Consider the following 25,863-nt stretch of genomic DNA (forward strand, 5'->3'; position numbering starts at 1 on the left):
CCCTTGGCAGCCCATAAATTATGGTGCTTCAAAGAAAACCGCCAGATTTAGCACGAAAAGGACGAATACCCCTTCCTAGGCTACCGCTGGTCGTACAGCGGGTTCACTACCATGCAGACCTTCCTGCATGACCGAACAATGATGCACTGCGCTCGGCAACACCGAGCCTCATGCTTCGTGTCGCACACTAAAGTTGTTAATAGATTTCAACTAATCTATGGTCCCTCCCATTTTTGCACCCCTGGTTTTCAATGTCGTTGGTGGCTTGCACAAATCTATTCGGCGTCGTTGTGAGGATCGCTCCCCGCGCCACGATGAGATTCGCGCCTGATAGTCCTAAAAAGTTGAGCGGCTTCAACAAGCCGATTAGTTGACCAGGTTGTCTGTCAGGCCGTTATGCCATTCACGTCATCAAATTTCAGTCGTCGCAAAAGCAGTTGGGTGTTGCGGTGTTAGCCGTCTTCTCAAACAGCAGCGGTCGGATCACTGCGGAATACAGTATGATGCGTCGCCATTGCCCAGGCCGTTCGTGCCAATTTGTTGGCGAGTGCGCAGGCGACGACGTTCGAGTGCCGACGCGTCAGCAGGGTTCGAACCCAATCCGCTAAGGCGCCGGTCTGCTTGTCGAGTCGCATCATGTACGAGCGCGCGCACGACACGAGCAATCGCCTAATGTTCTTATCTCCTCGTCTGCTGATACCGAGGAGATTGGCCCGCCCGCTTGTGCTGTACTGCCGCGGCACTAATCCGACCGAAGCTGCGAAATCGCGACTGTTCAGATACTGGGTCCCATCACCCATCTCTGCCGTTAGCACGCTTGCTGTGATGGGGCCCACGCCAGGAATAGCGAGCAAACGCTGACCGAGTTCATCGGCGGCAAGGTGACCCGATATTTCTTTGTCGTTTTCCGTGACCTGTTCGTTAAGATATTTATAGTGGGCATGCAATCGCTCAAGGATCACTACAAGAGTCGGTGGAAGACAATGTTCAGTGAGGATAGCCGGAAGACGCGTCATGATGGCTTTCCCGACGGGCAAGCTGACGCCAAACTCCAGCAGAAATCCGTGGAGTTGGTTTACGGTCTTCGTCCGATCTCGCACCAAAGATTCGCGAACCCGGTGCAACGCTGAAAGGACTTGCCGCGCCTCTGTTTTTGGAGTCACGAATCGCATGGCCGGCCGGGAAGCTGCTTCGCAGATGGCTTCTGCATCGACGAAATCATTCTTGTTTGACTTGACGAAGGGCCGGACAAACTGCGGCGAGATAAGCCTGACCTGATGTCCAAACGACGCCAGCTTGCGAGCCATGTGATGTGCGCCGGCGCAGGCCTCCATCACCACGGTGCAGGCATGGAACGTCGCGAAGAATTCGATCGTCTGCTTGCGGTTTAGCTTCTTGCGAAACAGGCCTTTTCCTTTCTTATCCTGCCCATGCAAGCGGAACGTGTGTTTTCCTAAATCAATGCCAACGAGTGTCACGTCTTCCATGATGGTCTCCGATCGGGATTTAGCACCGCTAGGCTAACTCACTCGCGAGGCGGGAGGGACCATCTCATTAGTTGTTGTCACCGCTCTCAGGCGCTCGCGCACCACTGTTGCGAGGAACCGAATAAAGCGCTAACTCGCACTGGACGCGCCTCGACGCATTGGGATTTGAACTTGCTGCTTCGCCTCTTTGATACTTCGCAAAAACAGCAGTCGTTGTTATCAGAATATACGAATGTCATAGTGACAAAATCGAGCTAGTCAAAAACCCTACAACCGTAGAATTATCTTGCACAGCTAAGGGCGCGGCAATATATTCCATCAGACGTCGCGGACGAAATTCATTTTTTCGATATATATAACGTAGGAATGCTAAGGTAATTAGCAGATCGATAGCAAGGCTTATTTGTTATGCCATCCTGACTTGATACTCTGCGAATAAACATGAATGACAATCTAAAATCGCACTGGGATTTTGCGTACGAATGGAAAGCGGTACTCCTGCTTTCGCTGGGATTTGGGCTGGTCGGTATCGACAGGTTCATGATCATGCCGCTGTTCCCAGTCATGATGAAAGACCTGAATCTCGACTATCAGGACCTCGGGCATATCACCGGCGCGCTAGCCATTGCGTGGGGCATTTCTGCCATGTTTACGGGCAACCTGTCCGATCGCATCGGGCATCGAAAAGTGATCATTCCGGCGATCATTGCCTTTTCCTTGCTGGCGGGATTGAGTGGCCTTGCAACCGGTATGCTGTCGCTCGTCATGATCCGTGCGTTGATGGGTCTCGCAGAAGGCGCATCGGCGCCTGCAAGCATCATCGCCACGCTGGATGCATCGAAGCCTACGCGTCATGGGCGCAACGTCGGCATTCAGCAGGTCGCATCTCCGCTATTCGGATTGGGCCTCGCGCCAATTCTCGTGACGCAACTGCTCAAGTACTTACCATGGCATCTAATCTTTGCTGTTGTCACTATCCCGGGACTGATTGTTGCGTTCTTGCTGTGGAAAGTTCTGCGCAACACTAAGCCCTCGGCGGCGGCCAAGCATACCGCAGTCCACGACGCAACTAAGCACAAGTGGACAGACGTCCTTCGCTATCGCAATGTTCCTCTGAATATGCTCGGGATGTTGTGCTGGCTGACCTGCCTGATCGTCCTGACCGCGCTCTTTCCCAGTTACCTTATCGATTATCTGCGGCTGGATATGCAGCAGATGGGGTATGTGCTGTCGGCAATCGGTTTTGGTGGGTCGCTCGGCACCTTGTTGATGCCGGCGCTTTCTGACCGGGTTGGACGTAAGCCGGTTATGGTCGTATCGGTCGCGGGAGCCGCGATTTTCCTCTCCGCCTTGATGCACACTGGCCCGAACCCAACCCTTTTGTTCACCCATCTGATGTTGACGCTCCTGTTCATTTTCAGCTTGATCACGCTGACGGTTGGGCCGCTGAGTGCTGAATCGGTGCCACCTAAATTGATGTCAACGGCCTCGGGTCTCGTCGTTGGGGTTGGGGAGGTGTTCGGAGGTGGGGTTGCGCCCGCGATCGCTGGATATGTCGCCAAGCACTTCGGTATTCAACACATCATGTATCTCGGTCTGATTGCGCTCGCCGCAGGCTTTGTCGTCGCGCTGTGTCTCAAAGAGACAGCGCCGGCTCGCTTAAAGGTAGCGCCTTCTGCTATCACACTGGCTGACTAAAAAGTGACGCGCTATGTGTTGCCGGCAGAAGTGGTCTTGTTTACAATCTGTCTGGCGGCGACGAAAGCTCGGAACTAGAGTCGGACATCAGCCAATTGAGACGCATGTCGGCCGAGTCTGGCGGGTTGGACTTGACCGGCGCACATCGCCATGACGTCACACAATTGTTGCCGCTCATTGACGCGATTCCACCCATGCGTGGTATCCGCGGTCGCCCTTTGCAAAAGCCTCAAGTCGTCTGAGCTGATCGCGGATACGACTCCGAAGCACACCGACAGAAATTGCGCGATCGGGGTATCAAACCCGTTCTTGCGAAGCGCCGCACCGAGCATGGCAGTAGCCTCGGAAAATATAGATGGGTAGTCGAGCGTACTCACGCTTGGTTCCATAATTTCCCTCGTCTTCGTGCGCTACGAGCGACTTGCCAAGATCCATGAAGCCTTCCTGAAGTTCGCCGCTTGCGTCATCTGCTGGAGCACCCTTAAGCGATCTATTCAGCCTTTTTGAAACCGCCTCTAATACTACAGCCGTAGATTTTTTACTATACTAACAATATTTAGTACTACTACGTGAGTAAGCAATGCATTCGACGGCGAGAGCGTGGGAGCGTGAACTGGAGGCGCTACACCAGCGGCTCGGAGAACTGTTCAGGCGCCCCTAGCCCCGACATCGGTCTCTCGCTTACCTGAAGGGCCTGCTGGGCACAGTCGAGCGCAAGAACGGCTGGCAACTCGCCGAATGGATCGGCGAAGCAACGCCTGATGGCGTGCAGCACCTGCTCGAGCGGGCGCAATGGGATGCGGATGGCGCGCGCGATGTGCTCCGGGAGTACGTCGTTGAACAACTGGGCGAGCGTGACGCGGTGCTGATTGTGGACGAGACCGGCTTCGTCAAGAAGGGGCAGCACTCGGCCGGTGTGCAACGCCAGTACAGTGGCACGGCAGGCCGTATCGAGAACAGCCAGATCGGCGTGTTCCTCTGCTATGCCGGTCGCGGCGGCAGCGCGTTTATCGACCGCGAACTGTATGTGCCCAAGGCGTGGACCGATGACCGTGTGCGCTGCGAGGCAGCGGGCATTCCCGAGGCGGTGGAGTTTGCAACGAAGCCGCGGCTCGCGCGCAGCATGCTTGAGCGGGCGCTGGACGCAGGTGTGCCGTGCGGCTGGGTCACGGGTGATGAAGTCTACGGCGGCGACCGTCACCTGCGGCTGTGGCTCGAGTCGCACGGCCAGTCTTTCGTACTGGCCGTCGCGAAGAACGAACCCCTGTGGTGGCAGGGTCCCGACTACGTACGGGCCGACCGGATCGCCGAAGCCTTGCCGGCACGGGCATGGCGACGCCTGTCAGCAGGTGCCGGCGCCAAAGGCGAGCGCCTGTATGACTGGGCGCTCACCCCACTGTGGCGTCTGCAGATCACCACAGAAGAGCGCCGCTTCGGGCATTACCTGCTGGTGCGGCGCAGCCTGGACGAGCAACGCGAGCATGCGTATTACGTCGTATACGCCCCGCGCAGCAAAGCCACACGGCAAACCCTGGTCAACGTCGCGGGCCGCAGATGGGAAATCGAAACCGGCTTCGAGGCGACCAAAGGCGAATGCGGACTCGATCAATACGAGGTACGCCGATGGCAGGGCTGGTACCGCCACATCACGCTGGCGCTGCTGGCCCATGCCGTGCTCGTTACCCTGCGGGTGCGCGCCAAAAAAAACACCTGAAGATTCGGTACCGCTCAGTGTGCAGGAGATCCGCCGGCTACTGTGCCGCCTCCTATGGCGCGGCGCTCACTCCATCGAGTACGTGCTGGCCTGGTCGACATGGCGGCGCAGGCACCAGTACCGCGCCCAGCAGTGTCACTACCGGCGCCGCGGCTGCGTACCTCCCGCTTTTTTTTATCTACGGCTGTAGTACTAAGTCTACGTTTGGCAAGCGCTCCTTTCGCATATACGTCGATTCCACCGACGATGGCGCCGCTGAATTGTTTGAAGCAATCGATCGAATTAAACATGCCTTCGCATATAGCCTTCGCTTGCCTCACCATCCTTAGTGCGACAAGAACGTGTACCCGCCGTGTGGATGTTCAGTCCTTTGTCAGCGTACCTCCGAACGGAGGTGTGTAAGCCGTTCGCTAGGATAGTCCGCTAGGAAAGCGGCCAACTCATGAGATTCCCGTGCATCGTCGATCGTTGGCACGCGCGGTATTGTCGAGTTCGAAATTTTCACATACACTTGCGTTAGCAACCATTGTAAAAACAACCAAGTGGCTCGCAATATGCATAATGATGGGATTCTATGGACCCGCGGGACGACGCATTGGCTGGGAGGGTTGCAGCATCGCAATGCTGTTCCGAAGGTGGCTGATCATCGATTTGAGTTCCCTGCTTTCAGTCTTTGTAAAAACATTCCTTTGATCTCTCTCTATTAATCGGAGCCAAATTGCCATGACCGCTCGGGTATCGCATAGGCACGTCAACGCTGGAAGACAAACGCGCTGCGACAAAAGTAACATGCAAAGCATTGTTCGTAAAACCAAACAAAGATCACGAATCGTGCTGACTTTGGCAGGACTCGTTTTTTCCTGCATTTGCGCCGCGACTGCGCTTGGTGCAACAGGAGAGCTTATGGACCAGGCGGTGCAAAACGATTCAACACTCGGGGATACGGTTCGGGTTGCGAACGGCGAGATACGGGGGGGCGAGCGCGACTCCCAGGGCGTTCTCGCGTTTGAAGGCATTCCTTACGCCGACGCGCCCGTTGGCCCGTTGCGGTGGCAGCCTCCGCTGCCTCCTAAACCGTGGGACGGCGTCCGGGACGCTTCCGCGCTGCGCCATCGTTGCTGGGTGAATGTACCCAACAAGGCAATCGGAGGTGCAATAGCGGGCGTGCCGGAGGATGAAGATTGTTTGTACCTCAATGTATGGACCGCCGCCAAATCAGCGTCCGAGCGTCGGCCGGTGATGGTGTGGCTTCATGGGGGCGGTTTCCAGTTCGGGACTAGCGGGGAGCATGCAACAGACGGAACGCTCCTCGCGCAGAAGGGCGTAATACTGGTGAGCTTGAACTATCGCCTTGGCGTGTTCGGTTTCTTCTCGTATCCGACGCTTCGGGGTGAGGCAAACAAACTGTCCGCTAACTTCGGACTGCAGGATCAAATTGCAGCCCTCAAATGGATAAAGGCAAACATCGCGAACTTCGGTGGCGATCCGAATAATGTCACGCTGTTCGGCGAGTCGGCCGGATCGCAGGCGGTAAGTCTGCTGATGTCCTCCCCGCTAACCAAAGGGTTGTTCCAAAAAGCGATCGGCGAGAGCGGATCCTCATTGCAGAGTCTTCCTGATGCCGGCGAGATGTCCATGCGCGGCGCGGCATACGCTGGCGCGTTGGGCGCGAAATCGATGGACGACTTACGTTCCATAAGCGCGGAGCGCCTAAACACGGCGGCCACGGGAAACTTTGAAACGGGCGCGCCGATTATTTTTGCGCCCGCTATCGACGGAAATGTTTTGCCTGATCAGGTGACTACCGTCTTCGCACAAGGCAAGCAGAATGATGTCTCCCTCATCGCTGGATACAATAAGCGCGAAGAGTTTCTTTTCCTTTCCCAGACCCTTCCCCATAGCAATGCGGCCGAGTTCCGTACCGCAGCCGAAAGAGTGTTCGGGGCTTCGAAGATGAAGGAGTTCGCGTCGCTTTATCCTTGTAATACTGACGCAGAAGCCAAGACGTCTGCGGAACAGTTGTACGGGGACATCCGACAAAAAGCGGAAACGTGGCAATGGCTAGTTCTTCACTCGCGCACGGGTAAGTCAGGTGTCTACGGCTATCAGTTTTCGTACGAGTCTCCTTATTCCCCTGTGGCGTCCCACACCGCCGACATTGTGTTTGTCTTCGGAAATCTCGTTCATCAGGTCTTCGCGCCCAAGAGTCCGCCTGCTGACCAACACGACCGGACTTTATCGGATCAGATGTCGTCCTATTGGACCAATTTCGCGAGGACAGGAAATCCGAATGGGCCGGGCTTACCGGTTTGGCCATCGTTTCGGTCCGACAATTCGATGCTCCAGATTGAGGCCGACGGCCGAATAACGGGAAGACCGCCGACAAGCCAGCAGATCGCGAGATTCAAGTTCCTTGAGAATTTCTTGATCTCCGCCTCCACAGGCGAGTGAAAATTGCGCTCGCGGAGCGAGACTAGGCGGTGCCGTCGAAAAAGCCGTCCGCATGAACGAGACACCTCGGCAACTTGGAAGGCGCATTCCTTTCGGCGCGTGACCCTACTTGGAAAATATAGCGGAACGGTTTGTTTCTACAATTTGAAACGAGATCACATGCTACCGAAGACGCTGCGAAGGCGAGTCGTTGTGAAACCCACACCCGAAAATGCGTCTGAAGAGCCCATTTCCTGCCGCGTGCGAGAGGTTTTTTCGAGAAAAGGGCGACCCTCCCATGCGATGGTGGGCCATGTTGAAGAGCGAATCCTTGATGCTGCTACTAGGGTATTTATACAGCATGGTTATGCAGGTGCATCGCTAGAACGGATCGCCGAGGCGGCCGGCGCAGGTAAGGCAACGCTGTACAGTCGGTACAGCGGTAAAGAGGCGCTTTTTTTGGATGTGGTTGCGCGAAAAAGCGAACAGAGCTTGCGCCTCGCTTTTGAGACCCCGCAACAAAGTTCTCTTGCGGACCGGGTTTCGACGGTGACCATGTTGCTAGTGACTCGCTTAGTCAACGACGACGTGATCGGATTGATGAGAATGGTGATGGCGGACGCTCCGCGGTTTCCATCACTTGTGACGTTGATGAGCGAAGCCGGACGAATGCGCGGGATAGAAGTCTTGGCACAAGTGATCGACGGCTATTCACAGTCTCCTGGCGACATCCGGGTGTGCAGATCAAGAAAGCGCCGCTCGCGCGAAATTGCGGCCGTAATGCTCGATGCGGTCGTCTCTCCAATAATTCTCAGATCGTTAATGGGCGAGAATCTTGACGATGTACGTAGCGATATCGACTCGCACGTTAAGCAGATGATCGCGCTATTCATCGCAGCCAATGTCTTCGACGCTTTCTTGTGAGCAGGGGCGGAACAAAACGTCCATGTAAAGAGGTGGTCCCGCGCGGCTTTCGTGTGTGGCAGGCGGGAAGTCATGCTATTCGTTAAGCCATAATTTAGCGGCGGCTCACCCCGGACTGCTATATCGATGGCATATTGCTGGGCTCGGACTATTCGGTAGACGATATCGACCAATTAGGATTCGTTGATCCGAATTAGCAAATCGGCAACGACGACAGAAATCGCGTGACCGGCGGGTTGGCAATAGACCTTCGACATCCTTGGCATAGCGAACGCAACGAGGGGTGCGCGGTTCGTGCAAGGGTAGAGCGTACTGGTAAGGATCGCCGTTTTCCTGCCCCGCCGGGGTAGATCGAGCCGAACAGGTCGCAACAGGCTCCATAGGCCGAACCGTTACGAAGTCACGCGCGTCTCTGCGATCGATGTGCCATGGTTTCAGCACGAACGCCATCATCATGTCCCGCCTGTGGGCTGATAGGCACTGTTTGCAAATCCATCCCCTGCGATGGATCGGGCGAAAGAAACAGTCGGGCTTCTTCGGAAGTCAAATCAAGAGCCCACAGTGGCCTAGTCGCCGTCAGCTCCCCGGTCGCCCACGCCTTTAGGTATGCAAGTGAGAACGCTACGCCGCGGTCGCAAGTCTGGAAGTCGCAACCCAAACTCATCATCGCCATCCTGACGCTCGCGTCCATGTAGGCCTTTGGGTCGTCTACCCCCGTGCTAATGGCTTGTATCGCGTGAGCGGACGCGCCCATCAAGAAGTCCTTCGCAACGTCGATATTTTCTAATGAGAACTGTCCCGCGGCTTTACCTCTCTCGAGGTCTGCACCCATGTACTGGGCGACGAGCATGGTATGAGGCCAGACGTCGGCGCGGGTTACGAAGCCGGCCCAACTCCTGTCGAGCAGCGCACGGACCAGGAATAGACGAAATCCTACAGCGGCGCGCTGCCAGGGTTCCAGTAATACGTCGTATATGGGCAGGCTGTCGGCGGTCGTCTGGTTGCTTAACTCCTGACCGAGCGCCACGAGAAGCTGTTCCAGCGAATCGAAGTATTTATAGAATGTTCCCCGGGAAACCTTAGCTTCGCGAATTACGTCGTCTATGACGGGATTGGGTCGGTTCCTTTCCCAAAAAACGCGCATCGCGGCGTCGAGCAGCTTTGCACGCATCAACATTCGTTTTTTTTCAGCGACCTTCGAACGGTGGTCTACCACTTCACCCTCCTGAAAAACAAATTTGGCTTCAACAAAATTTAATTCCTTCGCGACATTTCAAATGACAGAATCAATCTTCGAAGAAACCTCATGGAATATGAAATTCACTTGTCCGGCTCCCCTAGCGACTTTATACGCAATAGATGGATCAAGTGACAAATTTGTCATCGTAAAGGTTAAGTTGTAGCCGGCCAGTGTCGGATCAATAGACTGCTGCTCCGCCTAAACGAAACGTCAAATGCTAACGTTGAGTTGGCCGCCAACGAATATTGCGCGAAGTTGGAAACGATGGAGAGTCTTGATCTGCGTGCAAGGTTGCTCGCCGCGCAAGTAATCGTTAACAGGGTTCGGAGGGGTGCAGATCGATAGTCATGCAAAACCCTTATGTGACGACGGCATACCGTTGCTAGATTTGGCATCTGCACCGCAGTGAGGGAATTGCCGACACTTGAATGGCTATAGGTCGCCGCTGTTCATGCGCCTTTACAACGTGCGTCGACTAGTTCATGTTGAAAAGTCACGAAACCGGCGACTCGTCTGATTCTGATGTGCCCTTTACATAAGCTCGGAACTGAAATTTCAGAAACCGGCAGACAATTCAAGTACGGAGACGGAATGTTCGACCAATTGATTGATGGAAGGCGCATAGGCCGCCGGCAGACGATCATATTTGCGTTGTGCCTTGTTATGCTGATTATCGACGGAATGGACTTTCAGCTTCTTGCCTTCGCGAGTCCTGTGCTGCTTACCGATTGGAAAATTACCAAGTCGCAGCTCGCACCCGCTCTCGCCGCCGCGCTCTTCGGAATGTCAATCGGCGCGGCGTTCGGCGGCCTGGCGGGTGATCGCTTCGGCTGCCGGCGCATCCTGACTCTGTTTGTGGCCGCGTTCGGTATTACCACGCTTGGAACCGCGCTCGCTACGGGCGTTTCCGAACTCGCTGTCATGCGTTTCCTGTCAGGGCTTGGATTCGGTGTTGCCGTTCCGACGGCAATGGCGCTCGCCTCCGAGTGGTGCCCGCGGAAACGGCGTGGTCAGTTGGTCGTGCTCTTGTCGATCGGTACCGTGGCGGGCGGCACGCTCGGAGGCCTACTTTCGTCGTGGTTAATCCCCACATTCGGATGGCACAGCATTTTTATTGTCAGTGGCGGCCTGACGCTGCTTAGCGCGCTGGTTAGCATTGTTTATCTGCCTGAATCACTCTCGTTCCTGGTCAGGAAAGGCAGGCAAAGCGCGGCAGATGCCTGGTTCACACGAGTGATGGGTCGAACCGTCGCGACGAGCGGCGACATTGCCACTGATGCATGGGGCCGTCCCGAGTTGACAGGAGCCGGCTCGCGCTTGCTATCGGCGGGAAATTTGCGCGTCAACGTGGGATTATGGATTGGGATTTTCTCGATTTCGTTTGCTTCCTATGCCTTCATGAGCTGGACCCCTGCGGTCCTGGTGGGTGCTGGCTTGGGTCTTCTCGCAGCGATCAAATGCACGTCGATCTATACCTTTGCCGCGGCTACCGGCGTGCTTGCGGGCGCCGTCTGTTTGCCACGCTTAGGATCACTCAGGATACTTATCGGCTCGATTGCGTTGACCATCGTGGCGACCGTCGCGCTGCCCAGCATTCTTTCAAATGGCACTCCGGGCAAAGGCATTGTCGAAGTTGCCATGCTGTTGGCGGGTTTTGGCGGAGGCATGTCGACATCGACCATCTACGCTCTGGCGGCGATGGCGTATCCCGCTACGTATCGTTCGACCGGCATCGGTATATGCGTGGGCCTCAGTCGGGGAGGGGGCATATGCAGCGTGCTGAGCGGCGGAGTGGTGCTTGAACTGAGCGGAGCCGGGGGCGGTGTGTTCTTTTCGGTTATCGCGTGCTTTCTCGTTACCGGCCTGATAGGGCTAACGACCATGGATCGACATATATCTACCCGTGTCGTTGCGCATAGGGTGAGCGTTTAACCGTTCACCTGTCCATTGCTTGTCGATGCGAGCCTGCCTCGATGCTTAGCGAGACAAAAGCTGACGTTCGTCCCTCGCCGCATGAGAACAGGATGGAACACGCGTCGAACACCGCTTCTTCTTAAGCAATGCTTTGACATATGACCACCGACGATATCGCCGGCATCGAACCGGCAAAGAGGAGACGCATGTTCAACGCAAGAGTACTTCGCGAAGCAACGAGAGAACCCAGCTTCGCCTATGTGGAAAGTAAGGTCCCTCGTCAGTGCGCAGAAACCGTACTAGCTCCCGCAACATTTCTCTCTGTCGCAAGACTTATGTGCCATGACCATGAAGGAGTGCCGTCATGGGAGAAGTAAGGAACGTACCCTTAGCGTCGTACGAAAACCGGTTGCTTGGCGTGTTAACTCTCACTTTTGGCTTCGTGTTTTTCGATCGAGCCGCGATGAGTCTTTTAGCGCCATTCGTCGCACGAGAATTGTCGCTTAGCAACGTGCAGATTGGCATGCTCGCGTCTGCGCTTTCCGCCACGTGGGCAGTTTCGGGCTATGCGTTTGGCCGTATTTGCGACAAACGCGGTAGTTATCGCGTCGTTCTGGTTCTCGCGATGATCGCGTTTTCGCTGTGCTCGTTCATATCAGGACTGGCGTATTCGTTCATCGCGCTGCTGCTTTCAAGAGCCCTGATGGGCGTGGCCGAAGGGCCCGTGCTGCCGATCGCACAGACGCTGATGGCCCAAGCATCGTCAGAACGGCGCAGAGGATTCAACATGGGGCTCATGCAAACGTTCGGCAGCAACGCTCTGGGCGCCTTCCTCGCACCGATCGTCCTGATTGCTATTGCTAGTCACTGGGGCTGGCGCGCTGCGTTTTTTGTCGCAGGCGTGCCGGGGCTCCTTTGCGCAGTGGCTGCATGGCGCACCGTACGCGACCCCGTAAAGAGGCCCGCGACGCAGGATTGCGTGCATCAAGGTTCGGCTACGCTGCGTGACATGGTTCAACATCGCAACATTGTGCTGTGCATGACCTTGTCGGGCCTCATGGTTGGAACGATCGTACTGGGTTTCGTATTTCTGCCGGTGTACTTCGCTCAGTCGTTGCAAATGTCATCTACCGAGATAGGCGTGATGATGAGCACCATGGGGTTATCTTCAGTGATTTCCGGCCTGGTCGTGCCTGGCATATCGGACCGAGTCGGACGCAAGCCGGTCATGCTAACTACAGGCTTGCTCGCGCTGCTCATGCCCATCGGCGCTATCTATGTGTGGCAGACGCCCGTTGCGTTGGCGGTCATGCTGTTTATAGGATGTTCGGTCAGCAGCCTTGCGCCGATGCTGATGGCAACCGTTCCCGCCGAGACGCTGGCGAATGGCCGGGTCGCGGCGGCCATCGGCCTGGTCATGGGAACCCGTGAAATTATCGGTGGCGTGGTTACGCCTTTGGTCGGCGGCATGCTCGCAGACCGCTGGGGTCTGGTTGCCGTGCCTTATCTTCAGGGCGCTTTCATTTTGGCATCGTTGATCCTCATGTCAATGGTCGAGGAAACCGCGCCATCGAAGAAACGATTGGCGCTACATGTTCCGTCCGTTGAGATGTTAATATTTGCTGAACAAGCGCGTCGGAAATCGGCCGCCAATTCAAGCGGCGGGTCGCACGGTGGCGCGTTCAATCAGCGTGCAGGGTATGACTATGTTGGTGGGACGCAATTCGCCTGTCACTTGCTCGCAAACCAACGCGACAGTTGAGCAGATCATCTGTTCAAGATCCTGACGCACGGTGGTCAGTTGGTATGCGCCCCACGCCGCTTGGGGTACGTCGTCAAATCCTACGACGCCAACGTGCCTGGGTGAACGCAGTCCCAACTCGCCACGCAGCACGTCAAGTGCGGCAATAGCCATGTGATCGTTCGCGACGAACAATGCATCGGGCGCCGGACCGGTTGTGAACAGGCGGTGCGTGGCTTCCTTCGCCCTCTGGAAATCGTAGTGACCGGTCTCACGACGAGCGAGTGGCACTTTGCGTGCTGCAAGCGCATCGGTGAAGCCACGTTCGCGCTCCATACTGGTCGATGAATTATCGAGGCCCGCCAGGAATGCAATCCGCCGATACCCGCGATCAAGGAGCAAATTGGCGACCATCTGGCCACCGCTATAGTTGTCGGACGTAATCGAGCTGAGCGTGTTTTGGCTGCGGTGCCGTGGGTCCGATACGCGATTGAACTGCACGACCGGCACGCCGAGGTCCGCACAGGTTCGTGCCAGCCTCGACGACAAGTTCGCGGACGCCATGACAATGCCGTCGACTTGGTACTCCAGAATGTCGGCCAGCACCGCGTCCGCGTCCTCGTCCATTTCGGCGATAAACATAAGAACGTGATAGCCTTCTTTCTGCAACTTCTGCGACATTTTCTCAAGCGCCAGTGGATAAAACTGATTCTCGAGGTAGCTCATCACCAACGCGACAATATGACTTCGGCGCGTGATCAGGCTACGTGCCAACGCGTTGGGCCGATAAGCAAGTTTCTTAGCGGCCGCCAGAACTTTGCGACGCGTTTCTTCCGAGACGCTGGCTCCCGGCGTAAAGGTGCGGCTAACCGCAGACTGCGATACCTTGGCCAGGTCCGCTACGTCCTGGGCGCGAGTTGCACTTTTCATGCTGCGGTCCACCCTCCATCGAGCATGAGCGCACTGCCTGTCATGAGGCTCGATGCATCGCTGGCGAGAAAGACAACCGGGCCCATGATCTCGTGCATCTCACCCACGCGCCCCAGCGCAATGCGCTCGCACACCCATTCCCGAAATCCCGGTTGCGCGAACATCGACGTAGTCATGGGAGTTTCAATGAATGTAGGGCAAAGGCTGTTGACTCGAATCCTCGCCGGCCCAAGCTCCCACGCGAGTGCTTTGGTCATACCTTCGACCGCGTGTTTGCTCGCGCAATAAAGCGAGCGGCGCGGGCTGCCGACGTGTCCCATTTGAGACGAAACGTTGATGATCGATCCACCAAGGTTGGCGTCGACAAGTCGCCGCGAGACTGCGCGGGCGGTATAGAAAGCCGCTTTCACGTTGAGCTGAAGCACGGCGTCGATATCGTCGTCGGTCAAGTCGGTCAGCGGCTTGGGTCGATTCATGCCGGCGCTGTTGACGAGAATATCGAACGGCGATCGGGCGTTCACCACGCGATCCACGGACGCCGAATCCGTGACGTCGAGCACCACTGCTTCACACGCGATGCTCGCCGCCCGCAGTGCTTCGCAAGCCGACTCAAGCTCCGTTTGTCGCCGCGCGACTACCGTCACGTGCGCGCCGGCACGGCCGAGTGCTGCAGCCGCTGCCAGGCCAATTCCGCTGCTTCCGCCCGTGACCAAGGCGCGCCGGCCGACGAGCCGAAAATCGGGTCCCGCCGGCAGTTCGATCACGATTGCGCCTCCGCCGGCTGGTACCAGGGAAGGTCGGGGCGGTTGCCATATCGGCGAACGCGGATGTTGGCTTGCTCGCCGTGCCCGGCAAAGTTTTCCATATGACAAAGGCGAGAACAATATTCGCCGATAGTGGCGCTGGCTTCGTCTGTCGTCACACGCTGATAGGTGCAGGTCTTCAGGAACTTCCCAACCCACAGTCCACCGGTATAACGCGCGCTGCGATTTGTCGGCAACGTGTGATTGGTGCCAATCACTTTGTCGCCGAAACTTACGTTGGTGCGCGGGCCGAGGAATAGCGCACCGTAATTCGTCATGTTCTTCAAGAAGTACTCCGGGTCTTTTGTCATGACCTGTACGTGTTCCGAAGCGATATCGTTGGCCACCTGCAGCATCTCTTCGTACGTGTCGCACACGATCACTTCGCCACAATCAGCCCAGCTTTGCGCGGCAATCAAGGCGGTCGGCAAGATCTTCAACTGGCGATCAATTTCCGCAAGCGTCTCGCGAGCAAGTTTCTCGCTGTTGGTCAGCAATATGGACGGCGACGTAGCGCCATGCTCCGCCTGACCGAGCAGATCGACGGCGCAGAGTTCGCCATCGACGCTTTCGTCCGCAATCACGAGCGTCTCCGTGGGTCCAGCGAAAAGGTCGATGCCAACTCGTCCAAACAGTTGCCGCTTGGCTTCTGCCACGAACATGTTGCCTGGGCCCACGAGCATGTCGACGGGCGCCACGCTGGGCGTTCCCACCGCCATGGCGACCACCGCCTGGACACCGCCGAGCACGAGAATTTCGTCAGCTCCCGCCATGTCCATGGCCGTCACTATTGCCGGATGCGGCTTGCCCTGATAGGGCGGTGCGGTGGATACAACCCGGGCTACGCCCGCTACCTTGGCTGTCAACACGCTCATATGAGCGGACGCGAGCAACGGATATTTGCCGCCAGGAATGTAGCAGCCCACCGCGTTCATGGGGATGTGCTTATGGCCCAGCACGACACCGGGAAGGGTTTCGACTTCCACGTCGAGCATTGAGTCGCGCTGGATCTGCGCGAAGTTGCGCACCTGGGTTTGCGCGAAAGCGATGTCTTCGATCTCGCGCGCCGAAAGCTGCTTGCGCGCGGTTTCGATTTCCGAGCGCGATAGCCGGAAGTCGCTCGGATCCCAGTTATCAAACTTGCGGCTGTATTCACGCACAGCCTCGTCGCCCTTGTTCTCGATGTGTTCAATGATGCCTTCAACGGTGGCGCGCACCTTTGCGTCGCTGTCCGATTTACCTGCCGCCGTGCGGCCTCGCTTGAGGTACGTAATCATAGTGTTCAATATCCGGGAAGTTGGTCAGTCGTTGATACACGCGAACACTGTCGAACGCTTGCATACGTATGCAAATCAGTGATAACCCTAGGGTGCGAATTGATTGAGCGACCTGGATCCCGCGTTTTGGCTCACCAACCGAACAGAATTGAAAAAGATCCTGCGGATTGCCTGATACGTCCCACATACGGTGTCTCGAAATGTCCCGGCAGGAGCAGTGCGTTTTCAGATGCGCAAAACTCCAGCAACTCGCGACGTGATTTCGCGGACAAGGCTTTGTCCCAACACACCCGGCTACTCCAGTTCCAGAACGGGATCTGTACGGGAGAGTGCAATAAATCACCCGCGAAAACGCCGAGTTCGCCTTGTGATCTCAGTTCGATGCGGACGTGGCCAGGAGAGTGTCCGGGGGCCGGGCGCAATGTCAGGCAATCGAGAAATTCCGCTACTCCGTCGACAAGGACTGCTTTGCCTGCGTCGGCAATCGGGAAAATAGAATCTTCGAATACTGTTTTGAGGAAAGGCGGGCTATCGGGATTGGCTGCCTCGTCTTTCGCGGCTTCATATTCCGTTCTTGAAAAAACGTATTGGGCATTGGGAAAAGTCGGCACCCAACGGCCGTTATCCAGGCGCGTATTCCAGCCCACGTGATCGACGTGAAGATGCGTGCACAACACATAGTCGACGTCTTCTGGTCGCACTCCGCACTCCGCCATGCGTTCGAGATAGCGATTGGCGAGCATATGCATTTCCGCGAGACCAGGCCGCGATTTGTGGTTGCCCATACACGTGTCGATCAGCACGTTATAGCCGCCGACCTTTAGCAACCAGCTATGAACGGGCATTGCAAAGTGCCCGCTTTCCGGGTCGTAGTGGGTGGGGCATAGCCAGGATTCGTGAGGCCTCACCGCTTCTCTGTCGAAGTCTGGAAACCAAGCCTGCATCGTTTCGCCAAGTAGATAGCTGTCCAGTATCCGGCATATTTCGATTTCGCCGATTTTCACCACTTTATTTTTCAGCATGCATGTCTCCGATCGCAGTGTCGCCAAGTTGAGTTTAACCACCATAGCTCTCATGTAGAAGTTATGGATCAGGTCCGTCCATCGGAACCTTGATGGCTTGCGCTTAGGCCTGAAGCAGAGGTCAGCCGTGTCGGCGTATTTCATTTCGACAATTTGTCATAGTGACAAATCAGGTCTAGCTGCATACCCTCACTTTCCCCGGATTCCCTTGCGCCCCTCTGGTTAAGTTTCTATATTTCCATTCGCCTCTCGTAGTGACGAAAGTGTCGTTCCGAACGCATCCCCGTCAATGTTCGCGGAGATTATATTCAATAGATCAGGAATCCGAATGAAAATTTTCAAGCGTAAAGTTTGAAGTCGGACAATACGTTAAAAACCCCATACCTGCTATGGAGACAATGATGACTCATGCAGCAATCGCGCTCGTCGAAACGAACATGTCCACACAGCCGGAAAGCGTGCCCAGTTTGCGCGAGTTGGCCGCGCGAGCCGAAGCTCTGCAGCCGTTGCTCAGCAAGAACGCTGCTCAGTCAGACAAGAACCGGCGGGCCAGTGAAGAGAATATCAGGGCAATCGACGAGGCCGGTCTGTTTCGGCTCATGGTGCCCAAGCGCTACGGCGGCTACGAAGGCACGCTTCGCTCGCATCTGGAGGTCTCTGCCGCGCTAGGCGAAGGATGCGGCGGTACGGCGTGGGTCGTCGCGTTGATCAACGTGTGCGCCTGGTTTACCGGCCTGTTTGCGCAGCGGGCGCAAGACGAAGTGTTCGGAGCGAATCCCGCTGCCTGAGTTTCCGGGGTCTTCACGCCCTCCAAGGATTCGCGGCGTGTAGAAGGCGGCCTGGTCATCTCCGGAAAATGGTATTTCTCGTCAGGCTCGCTTCACGCGGACTGGGCGATGATCGGCGTCATTGAACATGATCAGCATGGCGCATTCAAGAAGCAGTTTCTGGCGCTCGTACCCATGAGCGAGTTGTCGATCGAGGACACCTGGTACACCGCTGGCATGCGCGCGTCGGGTAGCAATTGCATCGTCGGCAATGAAGTGTTCGTGCCGGACCATCGTTTGATCGACATCTTGGCAGCCGTGCAAGGCGACTACCCAACCGAATTGAAGGAAGAGGCGAACTATCGCGCCGCCTTCGTGCCGTTTGCCGCATTGATCCTGACAGGACCACAACTGGGCATGGGGCGCGCGGCTCTCAAGTACGTGATCGAAAAGGCGCCGCAACGGGCGATCGCTTATACGTCCTACGAGAAACAGACCGATTCCACCGTGTTCCAGATGCAGATCGCAGATGCCGCGCTAAACATCGATACGGCGCATTTGCGGGCATTCCGGTCGGCCGATGAAATCGATGCGGCCGCTCAGCATGGCGAGTCGCTCGACTAAGTGACCCGCGCGCGGGTTCGCGCTGACACGGGGCTGATTACGACGCTTATAACTGACGCGATCAATGTGCTGTTGTCGGCGCATGGTGCGGGAAGTTTTGCGGAAGGCAGTCCGATGCAGCGTTGGTGGCGTGATTCGAATACTGCGGCGCGTCATGCCCTTCAATTGCCCGCCATCGGAAATGAGGTGTACGGCAAGGGGCTGCTTGGCGTTGAAAATACGGTCACGCCGTTGGTATAGCAATGGGCGATTCTTTTGTGCATCACGGCGCAGACTCCGTGGACCCGAAACTGTTGCGCACGGCCATGGGGCTGTTTGCAACCGGCGTGACTGTGATCACCTTCAAGGCCGACGGGCAACGGGGGGGAATGACCGCAAACGCGTTCATGTCGGTGTCGCTTGAGCCGCCGTTAGTACTCGTTTCCGTTCGGACCGCTTCCCGTTTCAACCAGTGGGTGCGAGAGGATGTCCGCTTCGGCATCAATATACTTGGCGAGGACCAGCGCGTGCTTAGCGGACATTTCAGCGGCCATCCGGTGGCGGGGATCGATCCCCGTTTTTATGAAAATCGGGGGACACCGTTGCTCGAGGGGAGCTTGATCCATATCGTTGCTCGCACGGTCGACGTGCATCCTGCGGGAGATCATTTGCTTTACATCGGCGAAGTCGAGCATTTGCGCTTTGGCGAGCAGCGCAGGCCGCTGATCTTCTATAGCGGGAAGTACCAACAAGTTCATACCCATCCTTCGACAATCAATGCAAACGGATTCATTGAAGGATGGTAGGGCGATTCGATACGTCTCGCGAACAAACAGGATGTTTGGCTCGCGAAACCTCAAACTTAGGGAAAACGTTCATCGGCCTATGCGGAACAAGCATAGCTGTATCGATTGCCACATCTGGGCCTTCCCGACGATATGGCGCACAGTTTCAATAAGACGGTTGGGCGCTCGCACGATTACTGACATGCGCACCCTGACCGCGCGTGCGTTCAGCGGTACCCACTGATCACCTTTACCTTATCGAGCATTCCGGATGGAGTTGGAACCCCTTGAACTGTTGAATCTCTTGACCGGCCTGTCGGGCGACGATCCTGACCGCGAAGAGACCTCGGAATGGCTCGACGCGCTGGAAGGCGTGGCGCGTGTTGCAGGCGTCGATCGTGTTGTATTTCTCATGCAACGTCTGGCCGAGCACGCGAGTCATTTGGGCATTTCGCCTGCGGCTCATCCCTATTCGCTATATCAGAACACCATCGAACTCGACGAGCAACCGGCCTATCCCGGCGACTTGGCGATGGAAGAGCGCATCACGTCGATCATCCGCTGGAACGCCCTGGCCATGGTCGCCAAAGCCAATAAAGCTTATGGCGAACTGGGCGGGCATATAGCCAGTTACGCGTCGGCGGCGGAGATCTTTGAAGTTGGCTTCAATCATTTCTTCCGCGCCGATAGTGCGACCTCGAAAGGGGACCTTGTGTACTTCCAGCCCCATTCGGCGCCAGGTGTATACGCCCGCGCGTTTCTGGAAGGGCGGCTCGACGAGGCTCAACTGGATCGGTATCGGCAGGAGGTTGACGGCGGCGGCCTTTGTTCATATCCGCACCCCTGGCTGATGCCCGACTTCTGGCAATTTCCCACCGGATCCATGGGCATCGGCCCAATCAGCTCAATTTATCAGGCGCGCTTTCTACGCTACCTTGATCATCGCGGAATCGCCAGGACGGAGCAACGTCATGTTTGGGGGGTGTTTGGCGACGGCGAAATGGATGAACCGGAATCGATTGCGGCCCTCTCCCTCGCGGCGCGCGAACAGTTGGACAACCTGACGTTTGTCATCAACTGCAATCTGCAGCGGCTTGATGGACCCGTGCGCGGCAACGGCCAGATCATCCAGGAGCTCGAGTCGACCTTCACAGGCGCGGGCTGGAACGTCATCAAGGTGATCTGGGGCTCGGATTGGGACGCGCTATTCGCGCGCGACCATAAGCATTTATTGCTGCGCCGATTCGCACAGACGGTCGATGGTCAATACCAGACACTTGGCGCCAATGATGGTGCTTATAACCGTGCGCACTTCTTCGATCTCGATCCCGAATTGCAGGCGCTCGTCGCGCACATGTCGCCGGAAGAAATCGACGGCTTGCGACGCGGCGGTCATGATTTTCGCAAGCTGTATGCGGCCTTCGACGCTGCATTGAAACATCGCGGGCGTCCCACGGTGATCCTTGCCAAGACCAAGAAGGGCTATGGCATGGGGCTGGCGGGCGAATCGCGTAACACGTCGCACCAGCAGAAGAAGCTCGATGTCAATGCGCTCAAGGCATTTCGCGACCGCTTTGGTCTGCCGCTCGATGATGCGACCATCGGTGAAATGGGTTTCTACCGGCCACCTGAAGACAGCGCCGAAATGCGCTACCTGCATGCGCGACGCGCGGCTCTGGGCGGGTATATGCCGAAGCGCGCGACCCATGCGTTGCCGGTTTCGGTGCCGCCGCTTGAAAGCTACGCGAAGTTTGCGCTGCAGCCGGACGAGCCGCGCGAGGTTTCGACCACTACCGCGGTTGTGCGCCTTTTTACGAATCTTTTGAAGGACAAGGAACTGGGCCCGCGCATCGTACCGATCGTGGCCGACGAGGCGCGTACCTTCGGCATGGCAAGCCTGTTCCGCCAGGTTGGCATCTACTCGCCACTTGGGCAGCTCTACGAGCCCGAAGACGCCGCTTCGATGCTCTACTACAAGGAGTCCAGGGACGGTCAGTTGCTGGAAGAGGGCATCACTGAAGCGGGCGCGATTTCGTCCTGGATAGCCGCCGCCACGTCGTATAGTGTGAACGGCGTCGCCATGCTGCCGTTCTATATCTATTACTCGATGTTCGGTTTCCAACGCGTAGGCGACCTGATCTGGGCCGCTGCCGACCAGCGCGCACGCGGCTTCCTGATCGGCGCGACTGCGGGCCGCACCACACTCTCGGGCGAAGGACTCCAACATCAGGATGGCACAAGCCAACTGATCGCCTCCACGGTGCCGAACTGCCGCGCGTATGACCCGGCCTTTGCAGGCGAAGCCGCGGTGATCATCGATCACGGCAGCCGGCGCATGCCCGAAGCGCAGCACGACGAGTTTTACTATCTGACGGTCACCAACGAGAATTACGCGCAGGCGCCGCTCGAAGCAGACGCTCATGACGACGTCATCAAAGGCATGCGTCGATACGGCGTGCGCGGTGCGAAGGACGTCATGCCGGCTGTGCGCCTGCTTGGATCCGGTGCGATTCTGCGCGAAGTCATCGCGGCTGCCGATTTACTCGCCACAGACTGGGACGTCGCGTCCGAGATCTGGAGTGTGACCAGTTTTTCGGAGCTTGCCCGCGGCGCGCGTGAGCTGGAGCGCGACAGGATGTTCGGGGCAGGGGACAAAGAGCCGAGCCACGTGGCGCGCTGTCTTGCGGGCGGCGCCCCGGTGGTGGCCGCAAGCGACTACGTTCGTGCCTATGCGCAGTTGATTGCGTCGTACGTCGAGGCGCCGTACATCGCGCTGGGTACTGACGGGTTCGGACGCAGCGATACGCGTCCCGCATTGCGGCGCTTCTTCGAGGTGGATCGCTATCACATAGTGGCGGCTGCATTATCGGCTATAGACCCTGCAAAGCAGGCTCTTGCGCTTGAGCGCTATGACATCGAGGCCGCCCATGGCGCGCCGTGGAATCGCTAGTGACAGGAAAGAGTACCTAAGAAAAGAGGGGCTTAGCAACCCCAACACCTTGTTGACTGACATTCGCCCCGTGCAGACCCAACGGGGCGTCCACCGGAAAAGGAGACAAACATGACTGCCACGCAAACGCTTCAACCAGCCGCGACGGCGCAGCCCGAGACACCCGAGCATGTCGTGCCGTTCAAGATGGCCCACATGGTCTACCGGTGCCGCCAGCGCGACCAGACCGTCGACTGGTATCTGAAGCTGTTCCAGGCGCACATTGTGTTCAAAGATGACGTGCTGACCTTTATCACGTACGACGACGAACATCACCGGCTTGCATTCTTCAACATGCCGGACATTCCGCCCAAGGGTGTGGAAACCGCAGGGGTGCATCACGTCGCCTACAGCTTCCGCACGATCGGCGAAGTGCTCAAGACCTACGCCCGCCTGAAGGCGGTCGGCATCCTGCCGTACTGGTGTATCAATCACGGACCGACCACGTCGCTATATTTCCGCGACCCGGAAGGCAACGATATTGAGTTTCAGGTCGATAACAACGACGACGCGGGAGCCTATTTCCATTCGGAGGACTTCGCGAAAAATCCCATCGGCGTTGAGTTCGATGCCGACGAGCTCGTCAGAATGTGGCAGGCGGGCGCAAGCGACGCCGAGTTGTGCAAGGTTGGGACTGCGGCGGTCCGCAAGTCCAGTGTTCTATAAGCGGAGTTATCGATGAAACTGGTTACATTTTCCGTGTCGGGCAGAGCGCCTTCGACAGGACTGGTAGTAAAAAGCGGGATAGTTAGCTTAGCGAAACATATTGCCGATGCTCCCCCCGACATGATCGGCCTGATCAGCGCGTGGCCCGACTTCCGAAGCCGGTTGCAGCAACTGGAGGCAAACACCCGCGCCGATGTCTCGCTTGATGCGGTCACGCTGCTCGCGCCGGTACCCCGGCCGGGCAAGATACTCGGCATTGGCTTGAACTACGCGGACCACCTCGCTGAGTCTGGCATGGAAAAACCTGCCGATCAGTTATGGTTCGCCAAAATGCCGACATCGGCTGCCGGACCGTTTGCATCGATTGATCTACCGCGCGTGTCCGAACAACTGGACTACGAGGCGGAACTCGCCTTCGTAATCGGTCAGCGCTGCCGCCATGTTTCGCGCGATCGAGCGCATGAAGTCATCTTCGGCTACAGCGCGGCGAACGATGTCAGCGTGCGCGACTGGCAAGTTCGCACCTCGCAATTCATGCTGGGAAAGTCGTTCGATACGCACGCGCCGTTTGGTCCCTGGATCGTGACCTCCGATGAAATCGCGGACCCGCACGCACTGGGCATACGCACGTTCGTAAATGGGGAAAAACGCCAGGATTCGAACACCCGGGAGTTGATCTTCAATTGCTTTGAGCAGGTCGAGCATTTATCGAAGGTCATGACGCTCGAACCGGGCGACGTGATTCTTTCGGGCACGCCGGGCGGCGTCGGTGTCGCGTGCAAGCCACCGCGCTGGCTGCGCTCAGGCGATCGGGTCAGGGTCGAGATTGACGAAATCGGCGCGATCGAGAACGTAGTCCGGCCGGAAGCCGGTTGATCCACGGAATCAGGAGAACAAGTAATGACCGATGCATCTATCCAGCAGGAAATTACTCGACTAGAACAGGCGCGATGTCGCGCGCTTGTCGAAGCCGATCTCGACGCGCTGGACCAGCTCGTATCCGATGACGTCGTGCACGTGCATGCAACCGGCCACGCCGACGACAAAGCCGCCTATCTGCTGACGGTCGAAAAGAAGATCCGCTTCCTTTCGGCGACGCGCGAACACCTTGAGGTGCGAGTCCATGGCGACGTGGCGATCGCCACGGGAGCATTGACGCAGAGCATCGAGTTGAAGGAGTCGGCCCAGCGCGTGGAAATGCACGTGATGACGACCCAGGTGTGGGCACGCGCGCGCGGCGCGTGGCAACAAGTCAGTTTCCAGGCCACAAACATATAGCCGGAGCGGGCGATTGCCAGGGTTCGATTGCCCGGTTTCTACCGCGGCCGTCCGAACCCTGGCAACGCTTACCGCGCTTCACGCCGGCGAGGCGTCGTTCACAGAGGATACTTGCGCTTGTCCCGGCTGACGGTGACCAGATTCAGATCGGTGAACATCTCGATGGCCCATCGGCCGAAGCGTGCCCAGCCACTGTCCTTGACACCGCCGAATGGAATTTGCGGCTCGCCACCCATGGTCGGCCCGTTGACGTTGACCATGCCCGCCTGTAGCTCGCCGCCCAATGTGACTCCTTTCCAGACGTCAGCGGTCATGATGGAGGCCGACAAGCCGAACTGAGTGCCATTCGCTTTTTCCAATGCCTCCGCTTCGCTGTCGAAAGGCTCGACCAGCACGACGGGACCGAAAACTTCCTCGCAGTAAATGGGCGCATCTGGAGGGACGTCGACTAACACGGTAGGCTCGAAGCAGCGCCCATTGCAATTTCCGCCCGCCACGACGCGAGCACCCATCTCGACCGCCTGGTTGATGCCCTTCATTACATTGGAAACGGCCTGATTGTTGATTAGTGGTCCGAGCTTGTTCTTGGGGTCTGCCGGGTCGCCCACTGTTATCGCTTTAGCGCGCAATATGAAGCGTTCCAGAAAATCATTGAACAGTGGCCGCTCGACCAGAATCTTGCGCGTATTCATGCAAATCTGGCCCTGATGGAAGAACGCCGCAAAAATTGCGGTATCGACCGAGTAATCGAGGTCCGCGTCCTTGAGCACGATCATCGGGTTATAGCCGCCCAGTTCAAGCGAAATCCGCTTCAAATGTTTACCCGCGCGTGCCGCCAGCATCGACCCCGTCGCCGATGACCCCGTAAAGTTGTACGCGCGCACATGCCTGCTCTCGAATAGCTTGTCGGCGATCGGACCCACTTGTCCGGGCGCGTGGGTGATGACATTCAGCACGCCGGCGGGGAAGCCCGCTTCGGTCAGGATTTCGCCCATCAGCAGACCCGCGCACACCGGCGCATCTTCTGAAGGCTTCAGCACAACGGTATTTCCGCAGGCAAGCGGTGCGACCACTGTGCGGAACCCCAGCGCAAGGGAACCGTTCCACGGAGAAATGCCGCCTACAACGCCCAACGGTTTGCGAATCGCCATGGCGAACACGCCAGGGGTATCCGACGGAACAATTTCGCCTCCAGAAAGATACGGATATCCGGCGGCCTGCCGCAGTAGTCCCGCCGCCCATTGAATCTGGAAGCGGGCGAATGCGTTTGAGCATCCGGTTTCCAGCGCCATGAGCAGGACCACTTCGTCCGCGCGGCGAACAAGAATGTCAGCGGCCTTGAGAAATAGACCCTGACGGTCGCGAGCGCCCATCGCCGCCCATGCAGGAAAGGCTTTGGCAGCAGCGTCGATGGCACGTTGCGCGTCCACGTCACTTGACGCCGGGACGTGCGCGAAGACGGTGTTGTCGTACGGATTCATGTCATCGAAGGTGGCTTCCGCCGCCGCTTCGACCCATTCGCCAGCTATTAGTTGACGATATTTCTTTATCTGCGTTGTTGAAACGTTTTCCATCTCGATTCCTTATTCGATACA

The 25,863-nt window shown here is 57.2% G+C and carries 18 protein-coding genes and 3 pseudogenes; 14 read left to right on the forward strand and 7 right to left on the reverse strand.

Annotation, left to right across the window (positions count from 1 at the left end; all coding sequences use genetic code 11):
• Positions 1-464 precede the first annotated feature (464 nt).
• Complete coding sequence (locus GSQ93_RS10395) at positions 465-1,487, reverse strand: IS110 family transposase (RefSeq protein ID WP_158935575.1); 1,023 nt, start codon at positions 1,485-1,487, stop codon at positions 465-467.
• A gap of 441 nt (positions 1,488-1,928) precedes the next feature.
• Here GSQ93_RS10395 and GSQ93_RS10400 point away from each other — a divergent pair, with 441 nt between their 5' ends.
• The 5 genes and pseudogenes from GSQ93_RS10400 (at position 1,929) to GSQ93_RS10420 (ending at position 8,253) form a co-directional block, all read left to right on the forward strand.
• The gene (locus GSQ93_RS10400; RefSeq protein WP_158935576.1) at positions 1,929-3,185 is read left to right on the forward strand and encodes an MFS transporter; all 1,257 of its coding nucleotides are present in this window, start codon (positions 1,929-1,931) and stop codon (positions 3,183-3,185) included.
• Positions 3,186-3,316: 131 nt separating this feature from the next.
• A pseudogene (locus tag GSQ93_RS10405) lies at positions 3,317-3,692 on the forward strand (transposase); the annotation flags it as partial.
• 178 nt (positions 3,693-3,870) lie between these two features.
• Positions 3,871-5,089, forward strand: a pseudogene (locus tag GSQ93_RS10410) (IS701 family transposase).
• A gap of 599 nt (positions 5,090-5,688) precedes the next feature.
• Positions 5,689-7,350, forward strand: a complete 1,662-nt coding sequence (locus tag GSQ93_RS10415) for a carboxylesterase/lipase family protein (protein ID WP_216857601.1) — start codon at positions 5,689-5,691, stop codon at positions 7,348-7,350.
• Positions 7,351-7,542: 192 nt separating this feature from the next.
• Complete coding sequence (locus GSQ93_RS10420) at positions 7,543-8,253, forward strand: TetR/AcrR family transcriptional regulator (protein WP_158935577.1); 711 nt, start codon at positions 7,543-7,545, stop codon at positions 8,251-8,253.
• A 400-nt stretch (positions 8,254-8,653) separates the two neighbouring features.
• Here the strand turns inward: GSQ93_RS10420 and GSQ93_RS10425 are convergent, their stop codons facing one another.
• Positions 8,654-9,469 carry a TetR/AcrR family transcriptional regulator gene (locus tag GSQ93_RS10425; RefSeq protein WP_216857602.1) on the reverse strand — a complete coding sequence of 272 codons (816 nt, stop codon included), beginning with the start codon at positions 9,467-9,469 and terminating at the stop codon, positions 8,654-8,656.
• Positions 9,470-10,084: 615 nt separating this feature from the next.
• Here GSQ93_RS10425 and GSQ93_RS10430 point away from each other — a divergent pair.
• Both GSQ93_RS10430 and GSQ93_RS10435 read left to right on the forward strand, forming a co-directional pair.
• The gene (locus GSQ93_RS10430) at positions 10,085-11,425 is read left to right on the forward strand and encodes an MFS transporter (RefSeq protein ID WP_158935578.1); all 1,341 of its coding nucleotides are present in this window, start codon (positions 10,085-10,087) and stop codon (positions 11,423-11,425) included.
• Between the two features lie 346 nt (positions 11,426-11,771).
• Positions 11,772-13,169, forward strand: coding sequence for an MFS transporter (locus GSQ93_RS10435; protein ID WP_158935579.1), 1,398 nt, complete (start codon positions 11,772-11,774; stop codon positions 13,167-13,169).
• Here GSQ93_RS10435 and GSQ93_RS10440 read toward each other — a convergent pair.
• The 4 genes from GSQ93_RS10440 to GSQ93_RS10455 form a co-directional block, all read right to left on the reverse strand.
• Complete coding sequence (locus GSQ93_RS10440) at positions 13,062-14,078, reverse strand: LacI family DNA-binding transcriptional regulator (protein ID WP_158935580.1); 1,017 nt, start codon at positions 14,076-14,078, stop codon at positions 13,062-13,064. The two genes, GSQ93_RS10435 and GSQ93_RS10440, sit on opposite strands and share 108 nt — an antisense overlap.
• Complete coding sequence (locus GSQ93_RS10445) at positions 14,075-14,842, reverse strand: SDR family NAD(P)-dependent oxidoreductase (RefSeq protein WP_158935581.1); 768 nt, start codon at positions 14,840-14,842, stop codon at positions 14,075-14,077. Before GSQ93_RS10445 ends, GSQ93_RS10440 begins: the two co-directional genes overlap by 4 nt.
• Positions 14,839-16,158 (reverse strand): histidinol dehydrogenase, encoded by a 1,320-nt coding sequence (gene hisD, locus GSQ93_RS10450; protein ID WP_158935582.1) that lies wholly within the window; start codon positions 16,156-16,158, stop codon positions 14,839-14,841. Before hisD ends, GSQ93_RS10445 begins: the two co-directional genes overlap by 4 nt.
• A 131-nt stretch (positions 16,159-16,289) precedes the next feature.
• Positions 16,290-17,180: an MBL fold metallo-hydrolase gene (locus GSQ93_RS10455; protein WP_158935583.1), complete on the reverse strand. Its 891-nt coding sequence runs from the start codon at positions 17,178-17,180 to the stop codon at positions 16,290-16,292.
• A 398-nt stretch (positions 17,181-17,578) separates the two neighbouring features.
• On the opposite strand from GSQ93_RS10455, the gene GSQ93_RS37750 reads away from it, so the two are divergent.
• From GSQ93_RS37750 to GSQ93_RS10485, 7 genes and pseudogenes are all read left to right on the forward strand, one after another.
• On the forward strand, positions 17,579-17,968 hold the full coding sequence (locus tag GSQ93_RS37750; protein ID WP_216857604.1) for an acyl-CoA dehydrogenase family protein: 390 nt from the start codon (positions 17,579-17,581) through the stop codon (positions 17,966-17,968).
• Positions 17,969-18,184: 216 nt separating this feature from the next.
• A pseudogene (locus tag GSQ93_RS38055) lies at positions 18,185-18,811 on the forward strand (hypothetical protein).
• Between the two features lie 38 nt (positions 18,812-18,849).
• On the forward strand, positions 18,850-19,356 hold the full coding sequence (locus GSQ93_RS10465; RefSeq protein ID WP_158935584.1) for a flavin reductase family protein: 507 nt from the start codon (positions 18,850-18,852) through the stop codon (positions 19,354-19,356).
• 250 nt (positions 19,357-19,606) lie between these two features.
• Positions 19,607-22,285, forward strand: a complete 2,679-nt coding sequence (mdeB, locus tag GSQ93_RS10470; RefSeq protein ID WP_158935585.1) for an alpha-ketoglutarate dehydrogenase — start codon at positions 19,607-19,609, stop codon at positions 22,283-22,285.
• Between the two features lie 111 nt (positions 22,286-22,396).
• A complete protein-coding gene (locus tag GSQ93_RS10475; RefSeq protein ID WP_158935586.1) occupies positions 22,397-22,990 on the forward strand; it encodes a VOC family protein in 594 nt (197 codons plus the stop codon).
• 12 nt (positions 22,991-23,002) lie between these two features.
• Positions 23,003-23,866 carry a fumarylacetoacetate hydrolase family protein gene (locus GSQ93_RS10480; protein WP_158935587.1) on the forward strand — a complete coding sequence of 288 codons (864 nt, stop codon included), beginning with the start codon at positions 23,003-23,005 and terminating at the stop codon, positions 23,864-23,866.
• Positions 23,867-23,890: 24 nt separating this feature from the next.
• The gene (locus GSQ93_RS10485) at positions 23,891-24,268 is read left to right on the forward strand and encodes a nuclear transport factor 2 family protein (RefSeq protein ID WP_158935588.1); all 378 of its coding nucleotides are present in this window, start codon (positions 23,891-23,893) and stop codon (positions 24,266-24,268) included.
• A gap of 98 nt (positions 24,269-24,366) precedes the next feature.
• Here GSQ93_RS10485 and GSQ93_RS10490 read toward each other — a convergent pair whose 3' ends face one another.
• Positions 24,367-25,842 carry an aldehyde dehydrogenase family protein gene (locus GSQ93_RS10490; RefSeq protein WP_158935589.1) on the reverse strand — a complete coding sequence of 492 codons (1,476 nt, stop codon included), beginning with the start codon at positions 25,840-25,842 and terminating at the stop codon, positions 24,367-24,369.
• Positions 25,843-25,863: the final 21 nt, after the last annotated feature.

Source organism: Burkholderia sp. S171 (assembly GCF_009766085.1).
Taxonomy (GTDB): Bacteria; Pseudomonadota; Gammaproteobacteria; order Burkholderiales; family Burkholderiaceae; genus Caballeronia.